We start from the raw sequence: 22,277 nt of genomic DNA, 5'->3' as shown, positions 1-22,277 counted from the left end.
GAGCAACATTAGCGCACCCATGCCGCGGACCCCAACACGGGGGTCGCGGCGCGCGCTAGACGGCCACCACCCGGGCGTCGGGCACCGCCGCGTAGCGGTCCGGGGTGCAGGTCAGGACGATGATCTGCGCGCCGCCGGCGGCGTCGCCGAGCACACCGGCCATCGAGGCCAGCCGCGCCGGGTCGGAGTAGCCGAGGGCATCGTCGAGGATCACCGGGACGCCGTCACCGGGGTCGACGATCATCGCGCAGGCGAGCCGGGCGATCAGGCCCAGCTGCTCCCGCGCTCCCCCGGACAGGGCGCTCGCATCGACGGTCACACCGTCGAGCGTGCGGCTGGCGATGGTGAAGTCGTCATCGACCTCGAAGCGCACCGACTCCCCGAAGACGGGCTTGGCGAGCGTCTCCAGCCGCTCGGTGAACGGCGCGACATACCGCGCACGACTCTCGGCGCGCGTACGCGTGAGCGTCCGGTACAGCAGCCGGGCGCCCTCGGCCCGCCGGGTAACGCGCTCCAGCTCGGCCGCGGCGGCCCGATCGGCGGTCTGGGCACGGGTGAGGTCGTCGAGCCGGTTCTCGGTGCGGCACTGCTCGATCAGCGTGCGCAACTGCGTCCGCTGATCCCGCAGCGACCCGATCCGGCCGCGCAACCGGTCCAGCCGCTGTTCGGCCTCGGCGCAGGCGGCACGCAGCCCCGGCAGGTCCAGCCGCTGCGCCCGAGCCCGCTGCTCGTCGACGACGGCACACGCCTCGGCGTGCTCGGCCCGCGCCGTGTCCGCGACGCCGGACAGGGCCTCGTCACTGATCCGCGCGCGCTGTTCCAGCAGTTCGGCACGAGCGACGGCCAGGTCCGACGCCGCCCGCTCGGCGGTCTCCGCCTGCGCCTGCGCACGCACCCGGGCCGCAGCGGCCTCCGCACGACGCGCACTCGCCGCCCGTTCGCCACGCGCCACCAACCCCTGCTGCTCACGCTCGGCGACCCGCAACTGGTCCACCGGCCGGTCGCCGGCGGCCGGCGCCTCGCCGGGCGACGCCGCGAGCAGCCGGTCACGCTCGCCGGACAGCGCCTGCTCCGTCGACCCGCCGAGCAGCCGCCGGCCGGCGGCCTCGACGTCGGCGAGCGCACGCCCTGCGGCGCCGCGCTCGGCGGCGCGCATGGCCACCTCCGCCAGCGACTCGACCCGGCAAGCGGTCAGCAGTTCCCGTTCCGATCGCCGCAACGCATCGAGGTCGTCCGACAGCGCGCGAGTGCCCGCGGCGCCGATCACCCGGACCCGGACGCCGGTGGTCTCGATCACGGTGTCCCCGACGGCGGACAGCGCGACCGCGTCACCGATCGCCGCACCGTCGACGAGGACCTCCTCGCCGCCGAGCGGGGTGACCTCGACGCGTGCGGCGGCGGCCTCGACGCGCGCCTGCGCGACGGCCAGCGCACGATCCAGGCGCACCGCCTGCTCCGCCTGCTCCGCGCCGACCGGATTCGACTCCAGTCCGGCGACGATCCCGGCGCGCGAGGCGGCGAGTTCACTCAGCTCGTTCAGCACGGCCTCGATCTCGGCGATCCGGGCGCGATCGGCGCGTACCCGCTCGGCCTCGACCGCGGCCGTCAGCTCCGCGGACAGCGCCTCGTGCCGCGCCCGCGCCGCCGTCACGGCCCCGTCCAGGTCCGCGACCTCGGCGTCGGCGCGCTCCGCCGTCCCGGCCAGCTCCGCGGCCGACTCCCGTGCCGCGTCGACCTGGTCCGCGAGGACGGCGACCCGGCGCTGAGCGTCCTGGCGGTCGGCCAGGTCGCGCTCGGCGAGCCGCACGGCGATCTCCCGGCGCTGCGCCCGCTCGGCGGCCTGATCCAACGCGGCGGCGACCTTCTCGGCGTCCGCCACCCGACGGCTCGCGTCGGCCAGTTCCTCGAGCGCGTGCACCTCGGCCGCGGTCGCCTCCCGGTACGCCTGCTCCACGTCCGGCAGTTCGGCGGCGGCCCGTTCCGCCGCGTCCAGTCCGCGATGGCGCTCGTCCAGCTCCGCGCGCGCCATCCGGGCCGCCGCCATCGCCGCGGCGAGTTCACCGGCCGGGCGGCCCGCCTTGAGCGTGTAGTACCGCTGGTACTCGGCTTCCGCGGCCGCGATCAGCGCCTGGGCGTCCGCGTCGCCGTCGCCGTCGTCCGCGTGAGCGTCGACCGGTGTGGTTGCCCGATCGAGGGCCCGCGCCAGCGCCGACGAATCGCTCAGCCGGCCGAGTTCGGGCGCACCCGACTGCTGCAACCGCAGCGCCCGGTAGAGCGGGCTGTCCAGCGACTCGGCGAGGATCTGCTCGACGCGCTCGTGCGCCGCCCGCCCGGTGAGCTGTTCGCGGCGCGGCTCGATGATCGTGAGCGCCGCCTCGGCCTTCTTGTTGAACCGCTTGAAGTATTCGAAACGCCAATGTCCACAGCTGATCTCGGCGAAGACCTCCGAACCCACGTCCCGCCCGGCCGGCTGCACCGCGCGCACCGCCGTGCTCTTGCTGCTCGACGGATATTGCAGCAGCAGGTCGAGCGCCTCGATCATCGACGACTTGCCCGCCTCGTTCGCACCCTCGACCACGGTGATCCCCGAGTCGGCGAAGTCGATCTCCCGCTCGGCGATGCCGCGGTAGTCGCGCAGGCGCAGCCGGTGGAGTCTCACGACGACGATCCCGCCAGCCGGAACAACAGCGACAGCGCGCTGCGCGCCGCCCCGGCCTCAGGCGTTTCGCCGGCGGCGAGGGCCGACAGTTCGTCCGCCGCCTGCGCCGCGTACCCCTGCAGACCGAGCGCCGACACGTCGGACGGATCTGCGACGACGGTCAGGTCGTGGTGGCGCTCCCACAGCCACAGCCCGGCCAGGCGCTCGGCGAACTCGGCGAAGAGCGCCTCGAAGGCCGCGTCGTCGGCCAGGCTCAGAGTGCCCACCAGGGCCAGTTTGACCACGGTCCGAGACTTGTCCGGCAGCGCCGTCAAGCGTTCCCGCAGCACCTCGAGGTCGGCGGCGCCGTCGACGTCCTGGCGGAGAGTCGTGAAGGTCCACTGCCCGACGCGGTGCGGGACCACCTCCACCTCGCGCGCGGCCCCGGCACCGCGACCCACGGTCACCGCCAGGACCTGGCCCGAGCCGGTCTCGACGTGATCGAAGTCGGTGACCTCGGGGGCACCCGCGTACCAGATCCGGCCGGACTCCCCGATCGGCGTCGCCGAGTGCCGGTCGCCCAGTGCCACGTAGTCGACCAGACCGGACCGCACCGCGGCCTCCAGATCCGCCGCGGCCACCCGGGCCGGATCCGACCCCGGACTGAACGTGTCGACACCGCCGTGCCCGACCACGATCCGCACCTCGTCGGCGGACCCCAGCCGGGCCAACTGCTCGGCGATCAGGTCGCCGTCCGGGCGCTTGGTGGTCCACGGCGCCGCCACCAGGGTGACCCCGTCCCGGACACGGACGAGGCCGGCCTTCTCGAGCACGTGCACGTTCGGCGGGCAGGCCGCGGCGAAGGTCGCACTCCGGTACACCGAGGTCGCGTCGAGCGGGTCGTGGTTGCCGGGCAGCAGATACACCGGTGCCGGATAGTCGCCGAGGGCGTCGAGCGTGCGGCGGATGATCCGCGACGAGACGCGCGGGTCGTCGAACACGTCGCCGCAGACCACCACGAATTCGGCGCCGGTCCGGGACGCGAGCCTGCCGATCTCGGCGACCGCATCCGCGCGGGCGGCGTCGTACGTGTGCTGCGCGTCGGCGCCCAGGAAATGCCGGGTCATGCCGAGCTGCCAGTCGGCGGTGTGCAGGAAGGTGACCTCGCGCGCCGCGTCGCCGCCGACGGCGGTTCCGGGCTCCGACTCGGGCAGATCGAACAGTGGCACGGTCATGGCGGCCCCCTTTCGCTGTCGTCGACCACCTCGTCGAGACGATGGTAGGAGGCCCCTCCGACAAAGTCGGTCAGGCCGCGCCGCGCGGCGATCCCTGATGGTCGGGCCGGACCAGGAAGAGGGTGGCGATCGCACCGACGACGAGCACCGCCGCGCCCAGGAACAACGACTGTCCCATAGCCGAGGCGAAGCCCTCGCGCACGTGCACCCCGAACACCACCTCGGGCAGCCGGTGCACCTTCGATCCCTCCGAGGCCGCCGCGTTCATCCCCGGCAGCTTGTCGGCCAGCAAGGTCATCATCAGCGCGCCGATCGCCGCCGTGCCGACCACCGAGCCGATCATCCGGGTGGTGTTGTACACACCCGCGCCCGCGCCGGCGTCGCTCCACGGCAGATTGCGCGTGGCCGTCGCGGCCAGCGGCGCCCAGATGCACGCCGACGACAGGCCCATCAGGCACGTCGGGATCAGCAACTGCCACACCGGCGTCGACGGCGTCATCAGCCAGCCGAGCAGCCCGGTCGCGATCGCGTACCCGGCCAGGCCGGTGGAGATGATGTTGCGCGGATGCACCCGGTCCAGGATCCGCCCGACGATCGGCGAGCACACACCGGTGAGCACGGCCATCGGCACCATCATCAGCGCCGACCGCGTCGGCGACATGCCGCCCACGAACTGCAGGAAGAACATCAACGGAATCATCGAGCCGGACACCGCGAAGCCCATCGAGGTGATGCCGACGTTGCAGAGCGAGAAATTGCGTTCCCGGAACAGGCTCAGCGGCACCAGCGCCTCGGTGCGCGTGCGGGCCTCCCACAGCAGGAACAGCCCCATGAGCGCCACCCCGACCGCGATCAGCACCCAGATCCACGCCGCCCAGTGATAGGTCTGGCCCTCCTGGACGCCGAAGACGAGCGCCGTCAGACCCAGCCCGGAGAGGATCACGCCGATCCAGTCGAAACGGTGATCGTGCGTCTCCACCTGCGGCACCAGCGTCGCGGCCAGGACCAGGCCGACCGCGCCGACCGGCACGTTGATGAAGAAGATCCACTCCCAGCCGAGATTGTCGGTCAGGATGCCGCCCAGCAGCGGGCCGACCAGCGTCGCGACACCGGCGACGGTGCCCCACACGCCCATCGCCGCACCCCGCCGCTCGGGCGGGAAGATCCGGGTCACCAGCGCCATGGTCTGCGGGGTGATCAGCGCCGCGCCGATACCCTGCACCGCGCGAGCCGCGATCAATTCGCCGATCGAGCCGGCCAGACCGCACCAGATGCTCGCGAGCGTGAACACCACGAGGCCCACCTGGTAGACGTTCTTCGGCCCGAACTTGTCGCCGAGCCGGCCGGCGATCAGCAGCGGCACCGCGTAGGTGAGCAGGTAGGCGCTGGACACCCAGACGATCCCGTTGACGCCGGCGTGCAGCGCCTCCATGATCTCCGGCTGTGCGACCGCCACGATCGACATGTCGACCAGGATCATGAAGAAGCCGACGCACAGGGCGAGCAGCGCGGCCCACGGGCGGTCGGTGACCGACTTGAACTGCGGCGGAGCGGGAACGGTCATAACGGTCATCCTCGGTTCGGCGGGGCCGCGAGCGCGGCCCGCGGCCGCACCTGTCAGCGGAGCGAGCCGACAGTAGCACCGACCGCCGACAACGCGAGTTCCCCTAATCTGGACGGCGGCGGAGAACAGCCCGTCCGCCCGCGAGAACGGAGCAGCAGATGGCGCGAAGAAGCAAGGCCGCGAAGACCGTCGTGGACCCGCACGCCCGGCTCGACGTCTACCACGGCGGCGCGCTCCCGGTGCCGGTGAGCGACGTCGCCGTCCCGGAGACGGCACTGCCGCGTGATGCCGCCGAGAAGTCCACGCGGACCGTCGCGCTGGTCACCCGGATCGTCGAGAAGGCGCATCGGCTGCAACAGCCGGCCGTCGCGAAGTACGTCACCCGGCTGCGCGCCAAGTACCCCGACGACTCTCCCGAACAGATCATCCGGCGCCTCGAGCGGCGGTACCTCAACGCGGTCACCACCTCCGGCGCCGCGGTCGGCGCCACGGCCTCGATCCCCGGCGTCGGCACCATCACCGCGCTGTCCGCGCTGACCGCCGACACCGCCGTGTTCATCGAGGCCTCCGCGCTGCTCGCGCTGGCCACCGCCGAGGTGCACGGCATCTCGCCGCACGAGGCGGAACGGCGCCGCGCCCTGGTCCTGGCCGTCGCCATGGGCGAGGAGGGCGTCGCCGCCCTCGGCAAGGTCGCCGGGACGCGCGGCACCGACGCGATCGTGCGAATGGCCGGAGGCCGCGTGTCGGCCGGCCGGCTGGCGAGCCTGAACAAGACGCTGACCACCAAGCTGGTCAAGAAGTTCGCCGTCCGCCGGGCCCCGATCCTGGTCGGCAAACTGATCCCGGGCGGGATCGGCGCCGCGGTCGGCGGTGCGGGCAACCGCGCCCTCGGCTCGCTGGTGCTGCGCAACGCCCGCGAGGCCTTCGGTCCCCCGCCGCGCTTCTGGGACGTCGACGGCACCGTGCTGCCACGGTGACGCCCGGCTGGCTGGCGGCACTCGCCGCTCGTTGCTGGGAGCATCGGCGTCTCACGCTGCTGACCGTCGCGGTGACGCTCGGCGCGGTGGCCGTCGACCTGGTGACGCCGCTGATCGCCCGCTCCGCCATCGATCACGCCACCGGCGAGGTCCGCGGCGGGGTCGCCCTGTCGGTGCTGGTGGCGGCGCTGCTGGTGGCCGCACTGATCCGCTACGGCTGCCAGTTCGGCCGGCGGCTGCTGGCCGGGCGGCTGTCCATCGTCGTGCAGGACGGGCTGCGCCGCGCGATGCTCGCGACCCTGTTGCGGCTCGACGGACCCGCCCAGGAGACGCTGCGCACCGGGCAGGTGGTGTCGCGGTCGATCTCCGATCTCCAGGTCGTGCAGGGGCTTCTCGCGATGGCGCCGCTGTCCCTCGGCGGCGCCGTGCAGGTGGTCCTGGCGATCGGCATCATGGCCTGGCTCTCCCCGCTGCTGACCATCGTCACGCTGGTCACGGTGCCGCTGGTCGCCGTCGTCGCCTATCGCGGGCGGCGGCGCCTGTTCGCGGCCACCTGGTCGGCGCAGCAGGCCGCCGCCGAGCTGGCCGGGCACGTCGAGGAGACGGTCACCGGCGTGCGGGTGGTGAAGGGCTTCGGCCAGGAGCGGCGCGCCACCGCCGAACTCGCCGAACTCGGCGGCACCCTGTTCCGCCTGCGGATGCGGGCCGCCCGACTCTCCTCCCGCTTCACGCCGACCATGGCGGCCGTCCCCGAGCTGGGCATGGTGCTGGTGATCGCGGTCGGCGGCTGGCTCACCCTGCGCGGCTCGCTCACCGCGGGCACCTTCCTCGCCTTCACCACCTACCTCGCGAGCATGACGGCGCTGGCCCGCATCCTCACCAACCTGGTGGTCGCCAGCCAGCTCGCGGCCTCTTCGGCGTCCCGCGTGTTCGACGTGATCGACCACCCGCTCGACCCCGCACTGACCAACACCGGGCAGCTCCCGGACGGCCCGCTCGGACTGCGGCTCGACGGGGTGGCGCTCACCCGCGGAACGCGCCCGGTGCTGGCCGGGGTCGACCTGCGCGTGGCACCCGGCGAGGCCGTCGCCGTCGTCGGCGGCCCCGGCTCGGGCAAGTCGACGCTCGCCGCGCTCCTGGAGGGCGCGTCGCGGGCCGACGCCGGCCGGGTCAGTCTCACCGATGCGGACGGGCACCGGTACGACGTCGACGCGCTCGACCCGGACGCGCTGCACGGCGCGCTCGCGGTCGCCTTCGACGAGCCCTTCCTCTACTCGGACACCATCGCCGCCAATGTCGCGCTCGGCCCGCTGCCGCCGCCCGACCCCGGTGATCCGGCGCTGCGCGCGGCCACCGACGAGGCCGCCGCCACCGACTTCGTCGACGACCTGCCCGACGGCTTCGCCACCACCGTCGGCGAACGCGGCCTCACCCTGTCCGGTGGACAGCGGCAGCGCATCGCCCTGGCCCGCGCCTTCTACGCGCAGCCGCGCGTCCTGGTCCTCGACGACGCCACGTCGGCGGTCGACGCGGTCACCGAGGCGGCGATCCTCACCCGGCTGCGCGCCCGGCGCACCACCATGCTGCTGCTGGCCCACCGCCGCTCCACTCTGGCGGTCGCCGACCGGGTGGCGGTGCTCGACGAGGGTCGCATCCTCGACATCGGCACGGTCGAGGAGCTCGACGCGCGCTGCCCGAGGTTCGCCGAACTGATGTCCCCGCCCGACGGCGCCGAGGCCGAGCGCGCAGCCGCGCAGCGGGTGGCCCGGCAGGCCGCGCTGACCGTCGACGACCTGTGGCGCACCGACGCACCGCGCGCCGCCGAACCGGCCCGCGCCGCGACCGCGGCCCCCACCCGCCCCGGTCCCGGTGGCGGAGGCGGCGGTGGCGGGGCCCGCGGCGGCGGACAGCTGTCCAGTGCCCTGGGCAGCATGCCGGCCACCCCGGAGATCACCGCGGCCGTCGCCGCGCTGCCGCCGGCCGACGAGGATCCGCGGGTCGACGTCGCGGCGGCCGCCGCCGAGAACCCGGTGTTCTCGCTGCGCCAGATCCTGCGCCCGGTGCGCGGCCTGCTGGTCGTGATGCTGGTCGCCCTGGCGCTCGACACCCTGATCGGCCTCGCCTACCCGTCGCTGGCCCGGGTGGTCCTGGATGCCGGCACGCACGACCGGGCCGATCTGCTGTGGGCGGCCACCGGGGTGGGCCTGGCCCTGGTCGCGGCCGGCTGGGTGGTGGAGGCGGTCAACACGCTCGTCTCGGCGCGGACCGGCGAACGCGTCCTCTACGCGCTGCGCGTGCGCAGCTACGCCCACCTGCAACGACTGGGCCTCGACTACTACGAGCGCGAACTGTCCGGCCGCATCATGACGCGCATGACGACCGACGTCGACGCGCTCTCCACCTTCATCCAGACCGGCCTGGCTTCCGCGGTGGTCGCGATCTTCACCGTCGTCGGCGTGTTCGCGATGCTGATGGTGACCGACTGGGAGCTGGGCCTCACCGTGCTGCCGGTGTTCCCGATCCTCGCGCTGGCGACGCTCTGGTTCCGCCGCGTCGCCGCGGGCGCGTACCGTCGGGCCCGCGAGCTGGTGTCCGCGGTCAACGCCGACTTCCAGGAGAACATCGCCGGGCTCGCCACCACCCGCGCCTACCGCCACACCGCCATCGCGCAGGCCCGGTTCGGCCGGCTCAGCGACGCCTGGGTGGCCGCGCGGATGAGCAGCCAGCGCGCGATCGCGTCGTACTTCCCGTTCATCACCTTCTGCGCGGACGTCGCGGCCGCCGTCGCGATCGGCTTCGGCGCCCATCAGCTGGCACACGGCCGGCTCTCCGCGGGCACGCTGGTGGCCTTCGTGCTGTACCTGTCGATGCTGTTCGGGCCGGTACAGCAGCTGACCACCGTGTTCGACGGCTATCAGCAGGCCAGTGTCGGTCTGCGCCGCATCGGGGACCTGCTGACCACCCCGAGTTCCCTCGTCGAGGCCGCCGTCGTGGCCGAGGAGGCGGCGATCCCGGCTCCGCTCGACCGGCACGGGGACCACCGTTCCGGGATGGCCGACGTCCGGCTCGACGGGGTCGGTTTCCGCTACTCGGTCGCGCCTGCCGACGCGCTGCACGACGTGGACCTGCATCTCCCGCCGGGCGCGTCACTGGCCCTGGTGGGGCCCACCGGCGCCGGCAAGTCGACCATCGTCAAACTGCTCGCCCGCTTCTACGACCCGACCCGCGGCGCGGTGGAGTACAACGGCGACGATCTGCGGACCCTCGATCTGCACGACTACCGCGCCCGGCTCGGCGTGGTCCCCCAGGAACCGCATCTGTTCGCCGGGACCGTCGCCGACAACATCGCCTACGGGCGCCCCGGCGCCGGCCGCGAGGAGATCGCCGAGGCCGCCCGCCGGGTGGGTGCCGCGGCGATGATCGCCGGTCTGCCCGGCGGCATGAACTTCGCCGTCTCCGAGCGCGGCCGCGGTCTGTCCTCGGGGCAGCGACAGCTGATCGCGCTGGCGCGTGCCGAGCTCGTCGAGCCCGAGCTGATCCTGCTCGACGAGGCCACCGCGACCCTCGATCAGGCCACCGAGGCGCAGGTGCTCGCCGCGGGCACCGCGCTGCGCCGGAAGCGGACCAGCGTGATCGTCGCGCACCGCCTGGCGACCGCGGCCCGGGCCGACACCATCGCCGTCGTCGAGGACGGCCGGATCGTCGAACGCGGCCCGCACGACGCCCTGCTGGCGGCCGGTGGCACCTATGCGCGGATGTGGGCGGCGGGCGTCGCGCCCGACGATGCGGGCGCCACAGCCGGACGCCGGTAGTGATTCCCGCCACTTACTCGTGAGTCGGCCGGTCAGGGCGCCCGGAAGCCGGGCGTGCGGACTTTTCTGGGCGTACGATCGACTGTTGGCCGGTGCTGCACGCAATCCGACGCGGCCGGCCGGCGATCGAAGACCACATCGATATATCTAAGAGGCGAGACGACGCTGTGAGCAGTTCGACATCCCAGACCGACTACGGACAAAACGAATGGCTGGTCGAGGAGATGTACCAGCGATTCCAGAAGGATCCCGGATCGGTCGATCCCAGTTGGCACGACCTGCTCAAGTCGTACAAGCCCGACCAGGTCGCCCCCGCCCCCACACCCGCCGCCCCGGTGGCGCCGGCCACGCCCGCCGCCCCGGCCCAGGTGGCCCCCGCCGATCCCCCGGCCGCCGCGACCGGACCGGTCTCGGCCAAGCCCGCGATCACCCTCGACGCCGAGCCCACCCGCACCGCCGCCCCGCGCAAGGCGGCCCCGGCGCGCGAGGCCGCCGCCACCAAGGCCGCCTCCGGCGTCAGCCGCTCGGCCGCCGTCGCCAAGCCGGCCAGCGAGCCCGCCGCCGACGAGAACAAGGTGATCCGCGGTCCCGGCGCCGCCATCGTCAAGAACATGAACGCCTCGCTCGAGGTGCCCACCGCCACCAGCGTCCGGGCCATCCCGGTGAAGCTGATGTTCGACAACCGCGTCGTCATCAACAACCATCTCGCCCGTACCCGCGGCGGCAAGGTGAGCTTCACCCACATCCTCGGCTACGCGATCATCCAGGCGCTCAAGTCGTTCCCCAACCTGAACCGGCACTTCGCCGAGATCGACGGCAAGCCGAACGTGGTGACCCCGGCGCACTCGAACCTCGGCCTGGCGATCGACCTGCCGGGCAAGAACGGCCAGCGCACGCTCGTCGTCGCCGCCATCAAGGGCTGCGAGACGATGGGCTTCGGCGAGTTCTGGGCCGCCTACGAGGACATCGTCCGCCGCGCGCGGGACGGCAAGCTGACCGCCGAGGACTTCGCCGGCGTCACCATCTCGCTCACCAACCCGGGCACCATCGGCACCGTCCACTCGGTCCCCCGCCTGATGCCGGGTCAGGGCGCCATCATCGGCGCCGGTGCGATGGAGTACCCCGCCGAGTTCCAGGGGTCGAGCGATCAGCAGCTCGCCGACGCCGGCGTCGGCAAGGTGATGACGCTGACCTCCACCTATGACCACCGCATCATCCAGGGCGCCGAGTCCGGCGACTTCCTGCGCCGGATCCACGAGCTGATCCTCGACGACGCCTTCTGGGACGAGATCTTCACCGCGCTGCACATCCCGTACGAGCCGATCCGCTGGCGCCGGGACATCCCGGCCGGTGCGGTCGACAAGAACACCCGCGTGCTCGAGCTGATCGCCGCCTACCGCAGTCGCGGCCACCTGATGGCCGACACCGATCCGCTGATGATGGAGAGCGACGCCCGCGCCGCCCACCCGGATCTCGACGTGCTCACCTACGGCCTCACCCTCTGGGACCTGGACCGCACCTTCAAGGTCGGCGGCTTCCACGGCCAGAACGAGATGAAGCTGCGCGACGTCCTGTCCATCCTGCGCGATGCCTACTGCCGCCACATCGGCGTCGAGTACACGCACATCCTCGACCCGGGGCAGCAGCGCTGGCTCCAGGAGCGCGTCGAGGTGAAGCACGTCAAGCCGCCGGTGGCCGAGCAGAAGTACATCCTGAGCAAGCTCAACGCCGCCGAAGCCTTCGAGACCTTCCTGCAGACCAAGTACGTCGGCCAGAAGCGCTTCTCGCTGGAGGGCGCCGAGTCGGTGATCCCGATGATGGACGCGGTGATCGACCGCAGCGCCGAGCACAGCCTGCAGGAAGTCATCATCGGCATGCCGCACCGCGGCCGCCTCAACGTGCTGGCCAACATCGTCGGCAAGCCGTACTCCAAGATCTTCACCGAGTTCGAGGGCAACCTGGGCAGCGCCCAGGCGCACGGTTCCGGCGACGTCAAGTACCACCTCGGCGCCGAGGGCACCTACTACCAGATGTTCGGCGACAACGAGATCAACGTGTCGCTGACCGCCAACCCCAGCCACCTGGAAGCCGTCGACCCGGTCCTGGAGGGCATCGTCCGCGCCAAGCAGGACCTGCTCGACGAGGAGCACCAGTTCGACATCCTCCCGCTGATGCTGCACGGCGACGCCGCGTTCGCCGGCCAGGGCGTGGTTCCGGAAACGCTGAACCTCTCCATGCTCAACGGCTACCGCACCGGCGGCACCGTGCACATCGTGGTCAACAACCAGGTCGGCTTCACCACCGCGCCCGAGTACTCGCGGTCGTCGCAGTACTGCACCGATGTCGCCAAGATGATCGGCGCGCCGATCTTCCACGTCAACGGCGACGACCCCGAGGCCTGCGTCTGGGCCGCGCAGCTGGCCGTCGACTACCGCGAGCAGTTCCACCGCGACGTGGTGATCGACATGGTCTGCTACCGCCGCCGCGGCCACAACGAGGGCGACGACCCGTCGATGACGCAGCCGGCCATGTACGACGTGATCGACAATCTGCGCAGCGTCCGCAAGAGCTACACCGAAGCGCTCATCGGCCGTGGTGACATCTCCACCAAGGAGGCCGAGGACGCCCTGCGCGACTACCAGGGCCAGCTCGAGCGGGTGTTCGTGGAGGTCAAGGAGCTCGACCGCTTCCAGCCGGAGCCCAGCGAGCCGATCACCGAGGACCAGCAGCTGCAGGTGAACCTGAACACCGGGGTCCCGACGGCCGCGCTGGAGCAGATCGGCGACGCCTTCCTGAACGTGCCGGAGGGCTTCACCCCGCATCCGCGTGTCAAGCCGGTCCTGGAGCGCAGGCACGACATGTCGCGCAACGGCGACGTCGACTGGGCGTTCGCCGAGTTGCTGGCGTTCGGCACCCTGGTGCAGGAGGGCATCACGGTGCGCCTGTCCGGTCAGGACTCGCGCCGCGGCACCTTCACCCAGCGGCATTCGGTCCTCATCGACCGGGAGAACGGCAGCGAGTACACCCCGCTGAACACCCTGGCGCCGCAGGGCCCGGGCCGGTTCATGGTGTACGACTCGCCGCTGAGCGAGTTCGCGGTGCTCGGCTTCGAGTACGGCTACGCGATCGGCAACCCGGACGCGCTGGTGCTGTGGGAGGCGCAGTTCGGCGACTTCGTCAACGGCGCCCAGTCGATCATCGACGAGTTCATCAGCTCCGGCGAGGCCAAGTGGGGCCAGCGCAGCGACGTGGTCCTGCTGCTGCCGCACGGCCACGAGGGCCAGGGCCCGGACCACACGTCCGGCCGGATCGAGCGCTTCTTGCAGCTGTGCGCCGAGGGCTCGATGACCGTCGCCCTGCCGTCCACCCCGGCCAGCTACTTCCACCTGCTGCGCCGCCACATGCACGACGGCATCAGCCGCCCGCTGGTGGTCTTCACGCCGAAGTCGATGCTGCGCAACAAGGCGGCCGTCTCGCCGATCGAGGAGTTCAGCGAGGGCAAGTTCCTGTCGGTGCGCGACGATCCGCGCTTCGCCGGCAACTTCCGCGGCGACGGCGACAAGCTCGACCGCTCGGCCGTCACCCGCGTGCTGCTGACCTCGGGCAAGCTGTACTGGGAGCTGGCCGCCCGGGCCAAGAAGGACGGCCGCGGCGACATCGCGATCGTCCGGATCGAGCAGCTGCACCCGGTGCCGCACCGCCGTCTGGGCCGCATCCTGGAGCAGTACCCGAACGCGACGGACTTCGTCTGGGTTCAGGAGGAGCCGGCCAACCAGGGTCCGTGGCCGTTCCTCGGGCTGTGGCTGCCCGAGCAGCTCCCCGAGCTGCTGTCGGGTCTGCGGCGCATCTCGCGCCGCCCGATGGCCGCACCGTCGTCCGGCTCGTCCAAGGTGCACGCCGTGGAGCAGGCCGAGATCATCGACGGCGCCTTCTCCTGACGGGCCGTACCGCCTGACGACGACGGGGCCGCACCTGCACTGGTGCGGCCCCGTCGTCGCCGGTCGGGGTTCACTCGATCAACGACGCGCTCGCGGCGAGGGCGGGCAGCGAGCCGACCAGCATCCCGAGGACCTGGTCGCGGTTCAGTTCCGGCTCCGGATCGGTGATCCAGCGGATCACGACGTCCTCGACGAAGGCGGTCCAGCCGCGGACCGCGGTCGCGACGGCCGGCGACGGCTCGATCCCCAGCCGCGGCGCGTGGTCCAGTACCCGCCGCGCCATCGCCGCGCGCGTGCCGTCGACCACCCGCCGCATCGCCGGGTCCGAGCTCATCGCGCCGCGGAGCAGGCCGACGAAATGCTCCTTGAACTCCTCGACGTAGTCCAGGTACGACGACATCGACACGACCAGCGCGGCGAGCGGGTCCTCGACCTCGGACGGCGGCAGCGTGCGGGTGAGCATCACCTCGGCCTGCTCCTGCACCAGCGCCACGTGGAAGTCCTGTTTGGACTCGAAATAGTGGAAGATCAGCGCCCGCGACACCCCGGCCCGCTCGGCGACCTCGTCGATCGTCACCTGTTCCAGCGACCGCTCCAGGGCGATCTCCTGGCCCAGATCGAGCAGCTGGCGACGCCGCTCCTCCGGGCTCATCCGCCTGCGGCGCACCGTCCCGGCAGCGCCGGCGTCCTTCCCGGTCACCGTCATACATCTCACTGTAGGGCACTTATTGACTTCGATTCAACAAGTCGTTGACTCCGATTCAGTAAGGCTCTATCGTGAGCACCATGACAACACGCGATGTAGAGATCGTCATCGTCGGAGCGGGCTTCTCCGGGCTCGGCGCGGCCATCAAGCTGGGACAGAACGGCTTCGACGACTACCTGGTGCTCGATCGCGGCGCGGACTTCGGCGGAACGTGGCGCGACAACGTCTACCCCGGCGCCGCGTGCGACGTGCCCTCGCACCTGTACTCCTACTCGTTCGCCCAGAACCCCGACTGGTCGCGCTCGTACTCGCACCAGCCGGAGATCCATCGCTACCTCAACGGCGTCGCCGACCGGTACGGCATCGCCGAGCGGACCTGGTTCGGCACCGAGGTGACCCGCGCCGACTGGGACGAGGACACCGCGCGCTGGACCATCGCGATCGAACGCGACGGCGAGGCGAGCACCGTCACCGCGCGCCAGCTGATCGGCGCGATCGGCCCGCTGTGCGAGCCGAATCTGCCCGACATCGAGGGCTTCGACGATTTCGCCGGCACCATCGTCCACTCCGCCCGCTGGGACGCCGACGCCGACTACGCGGGCAAGCGGATCGCCGTCATCGGCACCGGCGCCTCGGCCATTCAGATCGTCCCCCGTCTCGGCGAGATCGCCGGTCACCTCGACGTCTACCAGCGCACCGCCCCGTGGATCGTCCCGCGCACCGAGCGCCCGTACCTGCCCGTCGAGAACTGGGCGTTCAAGCACGTGCCGGGCCTGCAGAACCTGATCCGCGGCACCATCTACACCGCCAACGAGTCGGTCGCGGCCGGCATGACCTACGCCCCCAAGGCGCTCAAGCCGGTCGAGGCCCTCTGCAAGGCGAACATCTTCCGCGGCATCCGCGACCCGGAGCTGCGCGCCCGCGTCACCCCGACCTTCGCCGTCGGCTGCAAGCGCATCCTCAAGTCCAACGAGTGGTACCCGACCCTCGACCGCGACAACGTCGACCTGGTGACCTCGGGCATCGAGAAGATCACCGCCGACGGCATCGTCACGCGCGACGGCGAGTCGCACCCCGTGGACGTCATCGTCGTCGCGACCGGCTTCCACGTCACCGATTCGCCGATGTTCGACGCCATCCACGGCGCGGACGGCCGGAGCCTGGCGCAGGTGTGGGCCGAGAGCGGCATGGCGGGTTACAAGGGCAGCTTCGTCCACGGTTTCCCGAATCTGATGCTCCTGGTCGGCCCGGGCACCGGCCTCGGCCACACCTCGATGGTGTACATGATCGAGTCGCAGCTCAACTACCTGGTCGACTACCTGCGTCAGGTGCGTGAACGCGGCCTGACCCGCGTCGACGTCTCCGCGGCCGCGCAGGAACGCTACAACGCCCGTCTCCAGCAGACCCTGCGCCACAGCGTGTGGGAGAACGGCGGCTGCTCGTCCTGGTACAAGGATGAGCACGGCAACATCACCACCCTGTGGCCCGGCTTCACCTTCGTCTTCCGCAATGCGACGCGCCGTTTCGACATCGCGGCCTACGACGTCTCGACCACCGTATCCGCCCCCGCCGCCACCCCGGCGCACGTCTGACAGTCCCAGAAAGAGAGCACTCCCGCATGAAGAACTTCCGCGACAAGGTCGTCGTCGTCACCGGGGCCGGTTCCGGGATCGGCCGGGCGCTGGCGATCGATCTCGCCCGGCGCGGTGCGAAGCTGGCGATCTCCGACATCGACCCGGACGGCCTGGCCACCACCGAATCGCTGATCACCGAGGCGGCGGCCGGCACGCAGGTCCACTCGCAGCTGCTCAACGTCGCCGAGCGTGAAGCCGTCCTGAGCTACGCCGACACCGTCGCCGAGCACTTCGGCACCGTGAACGCCATCTTCAACAACGCCGGGATCGCCCATCACGGCGATGTCGAGGTGATGGAGTTCAAGGACATCGAGCGCGTGATGGACATCGACTACTGGGGCGTGGTGAACGGCACCAAGGCGTTCCTGCCGCACATCATCGCCTCCGGCGACGGCGCCGTCGTCAACGTCTCCTCCTTGTTCGGCATCCTCTCCGAACCCGGTCAGAGCGCCTACAACTCGGCCAAGTTCGCGGTCCGCGGCTTCACCGAATCGCTCCGCCAGGAGATGCTGCTGAGCCACCCCGAGGTCGCCGTCACCTGCGTGCACCCCGGCGGCATCAAGACCGCCATCGCCCGCAACGCGACCACGTCGGGTGACCTGGAGTCCTTCTCGGACATGTTCGACAAGTACCTCGCGCACACCTCGCCGGAGCGCGCGGCGCGGATCATCCTGTCGGCCGTGCACCGGGAGAACGCCCGCGTGCTGGTCGGCGCCGACGCGAAGATCATCGACGTGCTGGTGCGTCTGACCGGTTCGGCCTACCAGGGCTTCACCGCGCGCGTCACCAAGTTCGCCTTCGAGAAGCTGAACCGATGACCCGACCGGGCCGTCACTCACCGAGCGCGCCGCGATGAAGGATCTGCGCGACAAGGTCGTGGTGATCACCGGCGCCGGATCGGGCATCGGCCGTGAACTCGCGGTGCTGGCCGCGCGCCGCGGCGCGAAGGTCGCGATCTCCGACGTCGACGCGGAGGGACTGGGCGCCACCGAGCGTCTGGTGACCGGTGCGGTGCCGGGCGCGCAGGTGCACACGCAACTGCTCAACGTCGCCGAACGCGAAGCCGTCCTGACCTACGCCGATACCGTCGCCGAGCACTTCGGCACCGTGAACGCCGTGATCAACAACGCCGGGATCGCCCACAACGGGGACGTCGAGACCATGGGGTTCACCGATCTCGAACGCATCATGGACGTCGATTACTGGGGCGTGGTGAACGGCACCAAGGCCTTCCTGCCGCACATCATCGCCTCCGGCGACGGCGCCGTCGTCAACATCTCCTCGCTGTTCGGCATCCTGTCCCAGCCGGGTCAGAGCGCCTACAACTCGGCCAAGTTCGCGGTCCGCGGCTTCACCGAATCGCTCCGCCAGGAGATGCTGCTGAGCCACCCCGAGGTCGCCGTCACCTGCGTGCACCCCGGCGGCATCAAGACCGCCATCGCCCGCAACGCCACCGCGTCGGGTGACCGCGATGCGAAGGCCGGCGCCGACTACTTCGACAAGCACCTGGCCCGCACATCGGCCGAGCGGGCGGCCCAGATCATCCTGAACGCGACCGTCAAGGAGCGGGCCCGCGTCCTGGTCGGCCCCGACGCGAAGGTGCTCGATCTCGGCGTCCGGCTGGCCGGTTCCTGGTATCAGGGCATCTCTGCGCGGGCCGCGAAGCTCGCCGGCATCTAGTCGCGACGCCGCGCGGTCAGCGATGTGACTCTGGGAGCCTCGTCTCCTCGTGCAGCACTCGTCCGCGCCGCTCATCACGTCGGACGGAGCCCCCATGAGGAGGCGCCGCTAAGCTCGTGTCACAGGACCGGAGGCGATCGCGAAAGCCTCTCGCGGAGGTGATGAGGCTGATGGACCAGGGTGTGTTGAGCGTCGTGTTCGTCCACGGCGTTTTCTCGGGCCCGCATGTATTCGACGGCCTCGCCTCATGCCTGAGCGAGGATGACGGACTTGATCAAGTAAAGGTCGCTCGTTACCGGTACAGCACCCCCAAGTTCTGTTTCAATCCGACTCGGGTGATCCCGGACCTCGATGTGATCGCGGACGGGCTCTGGACCTTCCTCGGACTCGAAGCACCGGAACCCGCGAATCTGTACTTGGTAGGTCACAGCCAGGGCGGTCTGGCGATCCAGCGGATGCTCATCCGCCAGCTCAACGCAGACCGAGGTCACGAGTTATCTCGTATTCGAGGTGTGTCGTTGTTCGCGTGCCCGAGCCACGGGTCAGAAATCGTTCTGACACTCCGCAAGACGCTGCTCGGCCGGCATCCGCAGGATCGCCAGCTCAGGCCGTTCGCAACCGCCGTGGCCGAGACACATGCGAACGTGGTGCAGCGGGTGGACCAGGCTCTCAACGTATCGCCCTCGCGCTGCCCGATCCCGATCACCGCCTACCTCGGAGAGACGGACGGGGTGGTGCCAGTGGCATCTGGACGCGGATCGTTCCGCACCGTGCATGTGCTTCCCGGGGACCATTCCAGCATCCTGGATGCGCCCACGCTCGACAGTCCCGCGTGGCGGGCGCTCCGGAGAGACATTCGCGCTTCGCTCCTCCACCCCACACGGGCGGCTCTTGGCGGCGAGACGCTTGTCACCGGTCAGATCCCGGGTGAGCCGCAGACGTTCGTGGATCGCGACCTCGTCCGGAGACTGTCGGTGGAGCTCAGCTCCTCCCCGGTCGTAGTCGTGACCGCACTGACCGGGATGCGGGGCGTCGGCAAGACCCAGGTCGCCGCAGCGTGCGCCCGCGCCGCGGTCACCGACCGGGTGCCGCTGGTCGCCTGGATCAACGCTGAGACAGAGGACACTCTGCTGACCGGTCTCGCGCGCGTCGCCGAACGGCTAGGGCTGGTGGACGAGGGCACAGATCACGACGAAGCGACCGTCCTTCTTCGGGAGCACCTGTCCAGTTCGGATCAGCCGAGCCTGCTCGTGCTCGACAACGCCGAAGACCCAGCCCTCGCCCACCGCATCGTGCCCGCGACGGGCCACGCGAAGGTGATCATCACCACGACTAACCGGGCGTTCCGCGATCTCGCGACGGCGATCGACGTCGACACGTTCGAGCGCACCGAGTCCATCGAGTACCTTCTGGGCCGAACCGAATCCACCGACCGCCGCGGCGCCGACCAGGTCGCGGACGAACTCGGCGACCTACCGCTAGCGCTCGCCGCGATCTCCGCCTACGCGCGACGGCGCCAGCTGACCTTCGCACAGTGCCTCGCAGATCTCGAAGCGTATCCGGTGGTCGAGGTGCTGGGGCGCGGCCGGAGCGTGGAGTATCCCCACAGCACCACAGCCGCTCTGCTGCTCGCAATCGACTCCGTCGCCTCGGGCGTCGGCGGTGATGTGGCGCGCTCCCTCCTGGAGATCATCGCGAACCTCTCCCCCGACGGCGTGAATCGCGATCTGCTTACCCAGGTCGCGACGGGCTCAGGAGAGGGGTGGAGTAACGCGGACATCGAGGATGCGCTGGAACGTTGTGTGAGCGCGTCGATCCTGTCGTGGTCGCAAGGCGGTAACGCGGTCATCATGCACCGGTTGATGGGCCGGGTAATCAGGGAACGCACCAGTCGTGCCGGCCGCGCCGACATCGCGGTCGCGGACACCTTGCGGCTCGTCCAGGACGGAATCGATGCGGAACCGGCCTGGTCGGGGCGCGACGCGAGTCTGCACCTCGTGCAGCAGATCGAGGCCCTGGCCACCAACGTCTTCGAGACCGGCGAGGATGCCGAAGCACCCGAGCACGATGACTGACCCCGACGTGGTTCGGAAGCTCACCCATGTGCGCTCCAAAGCCGTCGATCTGCTGCTCGCGCTCGGGGACCCGCAGACTGCCGCGCAGAATGCCCGTCTCAACGTCTCGGACGCCACCCGTGTCCTGGGGGCTGCGGACCCCGCGACCATCCGCGCGTTCATGAGTCTGCTCGATGCGCTCGACCGCGCCGGGCAACTCGACGAGGCACTCGACTGCGCCACTTCTCTTGCTGAATCGCTCGCAGCCGAGCGCGACGATAAGGACCCAGATGTACTGAACGCTCGGTATCGGCTGGCGACCGTACATGCTTCGCTCGGGCACCTGCCGACAGCGATCTCACTGTTCGAGCGTCTTCGTGAGGATCAGTCCAGGACGCTCGGGCCGGTCCATCCGAACACACTGACGACGATGACCGCGCTCGCGGATGTGTATGAAGATGCGGACCGGGCTGAGCTTGCGCTGGCTTTGTATCGGCAGGTGCTCGACGCGCTCGAGACTCGGTACGGGGTCGGTACCACCGAGACCTTCGAGGTACGTATCAACATCGCTTTCACCTTGGAATCCGCGGAACGCTATGACGAAGCGATCGACGTCGGCAAACAACTGCTCGACGACATCACACGCCTCCACGGCTCGGACCATCCCGACGCACTCACCACGATGAACAACCTCGCGTACACCTACGAGTCGATGGGTGACTACGGCCCGGCGCTCGACCTGTACACCCGAGTCCTGCACCTGCGAACCACGACCCTCGGCCGCGATCACCCCGACATCTTCCTCTCGATGAACAACCTGGCCTTCGCCTACCACGAAGACGGGCGGACCGAGGAGGCGCTGCGGCTATTTCAGCAGGTGCTGAGCGAGCGAGAACGCTCACTGAGTCCGTCGCATCCGGACAGAATGACCTCCGCCCACAACGTCGCGTTCGCATACGCCGCCCTCGGACGCACCCAGGAGGCCGTCACGTTGTATCGCAATGTGCTCGCCAGACGTGAATCACGGCTGGGCCACGATCATCCGGACACCGTCCGCACCCGGCGGAACCTCGCCGATCTCACGCCCGGCCGATAGATCACCGACCGTCTCCCCCTGCTCAACTGCACGGCCTCGGCTCTAGTCCCCGGCGCCGGACAGCCAGTCGGCGGCGACTACGCGCGGGTCCTCCCCCGCCCGCACCCGGGCGGCGAGCTTCGCGAGGTCGCCGGTCGTGAGTTCCCCGGCGATCCGGCCGAGCTGCTTGAGACCCGACTTGCTCAACGCCGCACTGCGGTACACCGGCACCAGGTCCTGCGCGCGGGGCGCACCGGTCGATTTGAGCGCCTGCACGTCGCCCAGGTCGCCGGCCCCGGCGGTGTCCAGCGCGGGCAGCACGCCCAGTGCCTGCCCGCTCGACACCCGGGCGATCACCGCGCGCGGATCGGCGACCGTCTCGACCGGCCCGGGACGGCAGCCGGCGAACGCCGCGAGCGTCTGCGGCCCGGGGTCACCGGTCACCACCAGCGGCAGTCCGGCGGGCAGCCGCCCGCAGTCGTCCAGGGTCGCCACGTCGTGCCGGTCCCGCAGACCGGCTGCGATCAGCAGTTGCGGGCGGTTGCTCACCCCGGTCGGGTCGCCGATGGAGACGCCCTGCGGCAGCGCGCGGGCCACCTCGGTCAGCAGGTCCTCGCCACCCATCGCCTCGGGCTTGCTGGAGAGCTGGGTGAGGAGGTCGCCGGTGAAGGCGGGGAACAGATCGACGCGGCCGGTCCCCGCGTCGTCGAGCAGCTGCGCGTCCGATCCGGTCGGTGCGCCGTCGGTGGTCGCCGGGATACCGGCCCGGGTCAGCGAGACCGCGTACACGGCGGCCGCGGCCCGCATGGCGGGCGACGACGACGACGAGCCGATCAGCAGGGGGCGCGCGGTGTCGTCACCACACGCGGTGAGGGTCGCCAGCGCCGCGAGGATCGCCAGGATCGCGGCCGGGATACGCAGCTTCAGCATCGTTGCCCACGGTAGCCGACCCGACGCCGACGCG

General features: G+C 70.8%; 13 protein-coding genes. 8 read left to right on the top strand and 5 right to left on the bottom strand.

Features of this window, described 5'->3' with window-relative positions; translation table 11 throughout:
• Nucleotides 1-55: 55 nt before the first annotated feature.
• From ACSEEN_RS02630 to ACSEEN_RS02620, 3 genes are all read right to left on the bottom strand, one after another.
• Nucleotides 56-2,659, bottom strand: a complete 2,604-nt coding sequence (locus ACSEEN_RS02630) for an AAA family ATPase (protein WP_440712237.1) — start codon at nt 2,657-2,659, stop codon at nt 56-58.
• Nucleotides 2,656-3,873, bottom strand: a complete 1,218-nt coding sequence (locus ACSEEN_RS02625) for a metallophosphoesterase family protein (protein WP_440712236.1) — start codon at nt 3,871-3,873, stop codon at nt 2,656-2,658. The genes ACSEEN_RS02630 and ACSEEN_RS02625 overlap by 4 nt, the downstream gene beginning before the upstream one ends.
• Nucleotides 3,874-3,943: 70 nt before the next feature.
• Nucleotides 3,944-5,446, bottom strand: a complete 1,503-nt coding sequence (locus ACSEEN_RS02620; RefSeq protein ID WP_371308443.1) for a DHA2 family efflux MFS transporter permease subunit — start codon at nt 5,444-5,446, stop codon at nt 3,944-3,946.
• A 149-nt stretch (nt 5,447-5,595) separates the two neighbouring features.
• Between ACSEEN_RS02620 and ACSEEN_RS02615 the strand changes: the two genes are divergently transcribed.
• From ACSEEN_RS02615 to ACSEEN_RS02605, 3 genes are all read left to right on the top strand, one after another.
• Nucleotides 5,596-6,414: a hypothetical protein gene (locus ACSEEN_RS02615; protein ID WP_440712235.1), complete on the top strand. Its 819-nt coding sequence runs from the start codon at nt 5,596-5,598 to the stop codon at nt 6,412-6,414.
• On the top strand, nt 6,411-10,226 hold the full coding sequence (locus ACSEEN_RS02610) for an ABC transporter ATP-binding protein (protein ID WP_440712234.1): 3,816 nt from the start codon (nt 6,411-6,413) through the stop codon (nt 10,224-10,226). The genes ACSEEN_RS02615 and ACSEEN_RS02610 overlap by 4 nt, the downstream gene beginning before the upstream one ends.
• Before the next feature lie 167 nt (nt 10,227-10,393).
• Complete coding sequence (locus ACSEEN_RS02605; RefSeq protein ID WP_440712233.1) at nt 10,394-14,164, top strand: multifunctional oxoglutarate decarboxylase/oxoglutarate dehydrogenase thiamine pyrophosphate-binding subunit/dihydrolipoyllysine-residue succinyltransferase subunit; 3,771 nt, start codon at nt 10,394-10,396, stop codon at nt 14,162-14,164.
• A gap of 70 nt (nt 14,165-14,234) precedes the next feature.
• Here ACSEEN_RS02605 and ACSEEN_RS02600 read toward each other — a convergent pair whose 3' ends face one another.
• Nucleotides 14,235-14,870 (bottom strand): TetR/AcrR family transcriptional regulator, encoded by a 636-nt coding sequence (locus ACSEEN_RS02600; RefSeq protein ID WP_298444061.1) that lies wholly within the window; start codon nt 14,868-14,870, stop codon nt 14,235-14,237.
• A gap of 80 nt (nt 14,871-14,950) precedes the next feature.
• Between ACSEEN_RS02600 and ACSEEN_RS02595 the strand changes: the two genes are divergently transcribed.
• From ACSEEN_RS02595 to ACSEEN_RS02575, 5 genes are all read left to right on the top strand, one after another.
• Nucleotides 14,951-16,462: a flavin-containing monooxygenase gene (locus ACSEEN_RS02595; RefSeq protein WP_440712232.1), complete on the top strand. Its 1,512-nt coding sequence runs from the start codon at nt 14,951-14,953 to the stop codon at nt 16,460-16,462.
• A gap of 26 nt (nt 16,463-16,488) precedes the next feature.
• Nucleotides 16,489-17,322 (top strand): SDR family NAD(P)-dependent oxidoreductase, encoded by an 834-nt coding sequence (locus tag ACSEEN_RS02590; RefSeq protein WP_247867131.1) that lies wholly within the window; start codon nt 16,489-16,491, stop codon nt 17,320-17,322.
• A gap of 34 nt (nt 17,323-17,356) precedes the next feature.
• Nucleotides 17,357-18,184, top strand: coding sequence for an SDR family NAD(P)-dependent oxidoreductase (locus ACSEEN_RS02585; RefSeq protein WP_440712231.1), 828 nt, complete (start codon nt 17,357-17,359; stop codon nt 18,182-18,184).
• Between the two features lie 170 nt (nt 18,185-18,354).
• Complete coding sequence (locus ACSEEN_RS02580; RefSeq protein ID WP_440712230.1) at nt 18,355-20,259, top strand: NB-ARC domain-containing protein; 1,905 nt, start codon at nt 18,355-18,357, stop codon at nt 20,257-20,259.
• Nucleotides 20,252-21,334, top strand: coding sequence for a tetratricopeptide repeat protein (locus ACSEEN_RS02575; protein WP_440712229.1), 1,083 nt, complete (start codon nt 20,252-20,254; stop codon nt 21,332-21,334). The genes ACSEEN_RS02580 and ACSEEN_RS02575 overlap by 8 nt, the downstream gene beginning before the upstream one ends.
• Nucleotides 21,335-21,376: 42 nt before the next feature.
• On the opposite strand, the gene ACSEEN_RS02570 is transcribed toward ACSEEN_RS02575, so the two are convergent.
• Nucleotides 21,377-22,243 (bottom strand): glycine betaine ABC transporter substrate-binding protein, encoded by an 867-nt coding sequence (locus ACSEEN_RS02570; protein WP_440712228.1) that lies wholly within the window; start codon nt 22,241-22,243, stop codon nt 21,377-21,379.
• Nucleotides 22,244-22,277 lie beyond the last annotated feature (34 nt).

It is taken from the genome of Gordonia marina, assembly GCF_052036135.1.
GTDB lineage: Bacteria > Actinomycetota > Actinomycetes > Mycobacteriales > Mycobacteriaceae > Gordonia.
This window is presented reverse-complemented; position numbering and strand designations above follow the sequence as displayed.

What these genes read in the sequence shown, in the direction of transcription:
- ACSEEN_RS02625 (WP_440712236.1), bottom strand. Translation starts at nt 3,873, where the DNA reads ATGACCGTGCCACTGTTCGATCTGCCCGAGTCGGAGCCCGGAACCGCC.
- ACSEEN_RS02620 (WP_371308443.1), bottom strand. Translation starts at nt 5,446, where the DNA reads ATGACCGTTATGACCGTTCCCGCTCCGCCGCAGTTCAAGTCGGTCACC.
- ACSEEN_RS02615 (WP_440712235.1), top strand. Translation starts at nt 5,596, where the DNA reads ATGGCGCGAAGAAGCAAGGCCGCGAAGACCGTCGTGGACCCGCACGCC.
- ACSEEN_RS02600 (WP_298444061.1), bottom strand. Translation starts at nt 14,870, where the DNA reads ATGACGGTGACCGGGAAGGACGCCGGCGCTGCCGGGACGGTGCGCCGC.
- ACSEEN_RS02595 (WP_440712232.1), top strand. Translation starts at nt 14,951, where the DNA reads ATGACAACACGCGATGTAGAGATCGTCATCGTCGGAGCGGGCTTCTCC.
- ACSEEN_RS02590 (WP_247867131.1), top strand. Translation starts at nt 16,489, where the DNA reads ATGAAGAACTTCCGCGACAAGGTCGTCGTCGTCACCGGGGCCGGTTCC.
- ACSEEN_RS02585 (WP_440712231.1), top strand. Translation starts at nt 17,357, where the DNA reads ATGAAGGATCTGCGCGACAAGGTCGTGGTGATCACCGGCGCCGGATCG.
- ACSEEN_RS02580 (WP_440712230.1), top strand. Translation starts at nt 18,355, where the DNA reads ATGGACCAGGGTGTGTTGAGCGTCGTGTTCGTCCACGGCGTTTTCTCG.
- ACSEEN_RS02575 (WP_440712229.1), top strand. Translation starts at nt 20,252, where the DNA reads ATGACTGACCCCGACGTGGTTCGGAAGCTCACCCATGTGCGCTCCAAA.
- ACSEEN_RS02570 (WP_440712228.1), bottom strand. Translation starts at nt 22,243, where the DNA reads ATGCTGAAGCTGCGTATCCCGGCCGCGATCCTGGCGATCCTCGCGGCG.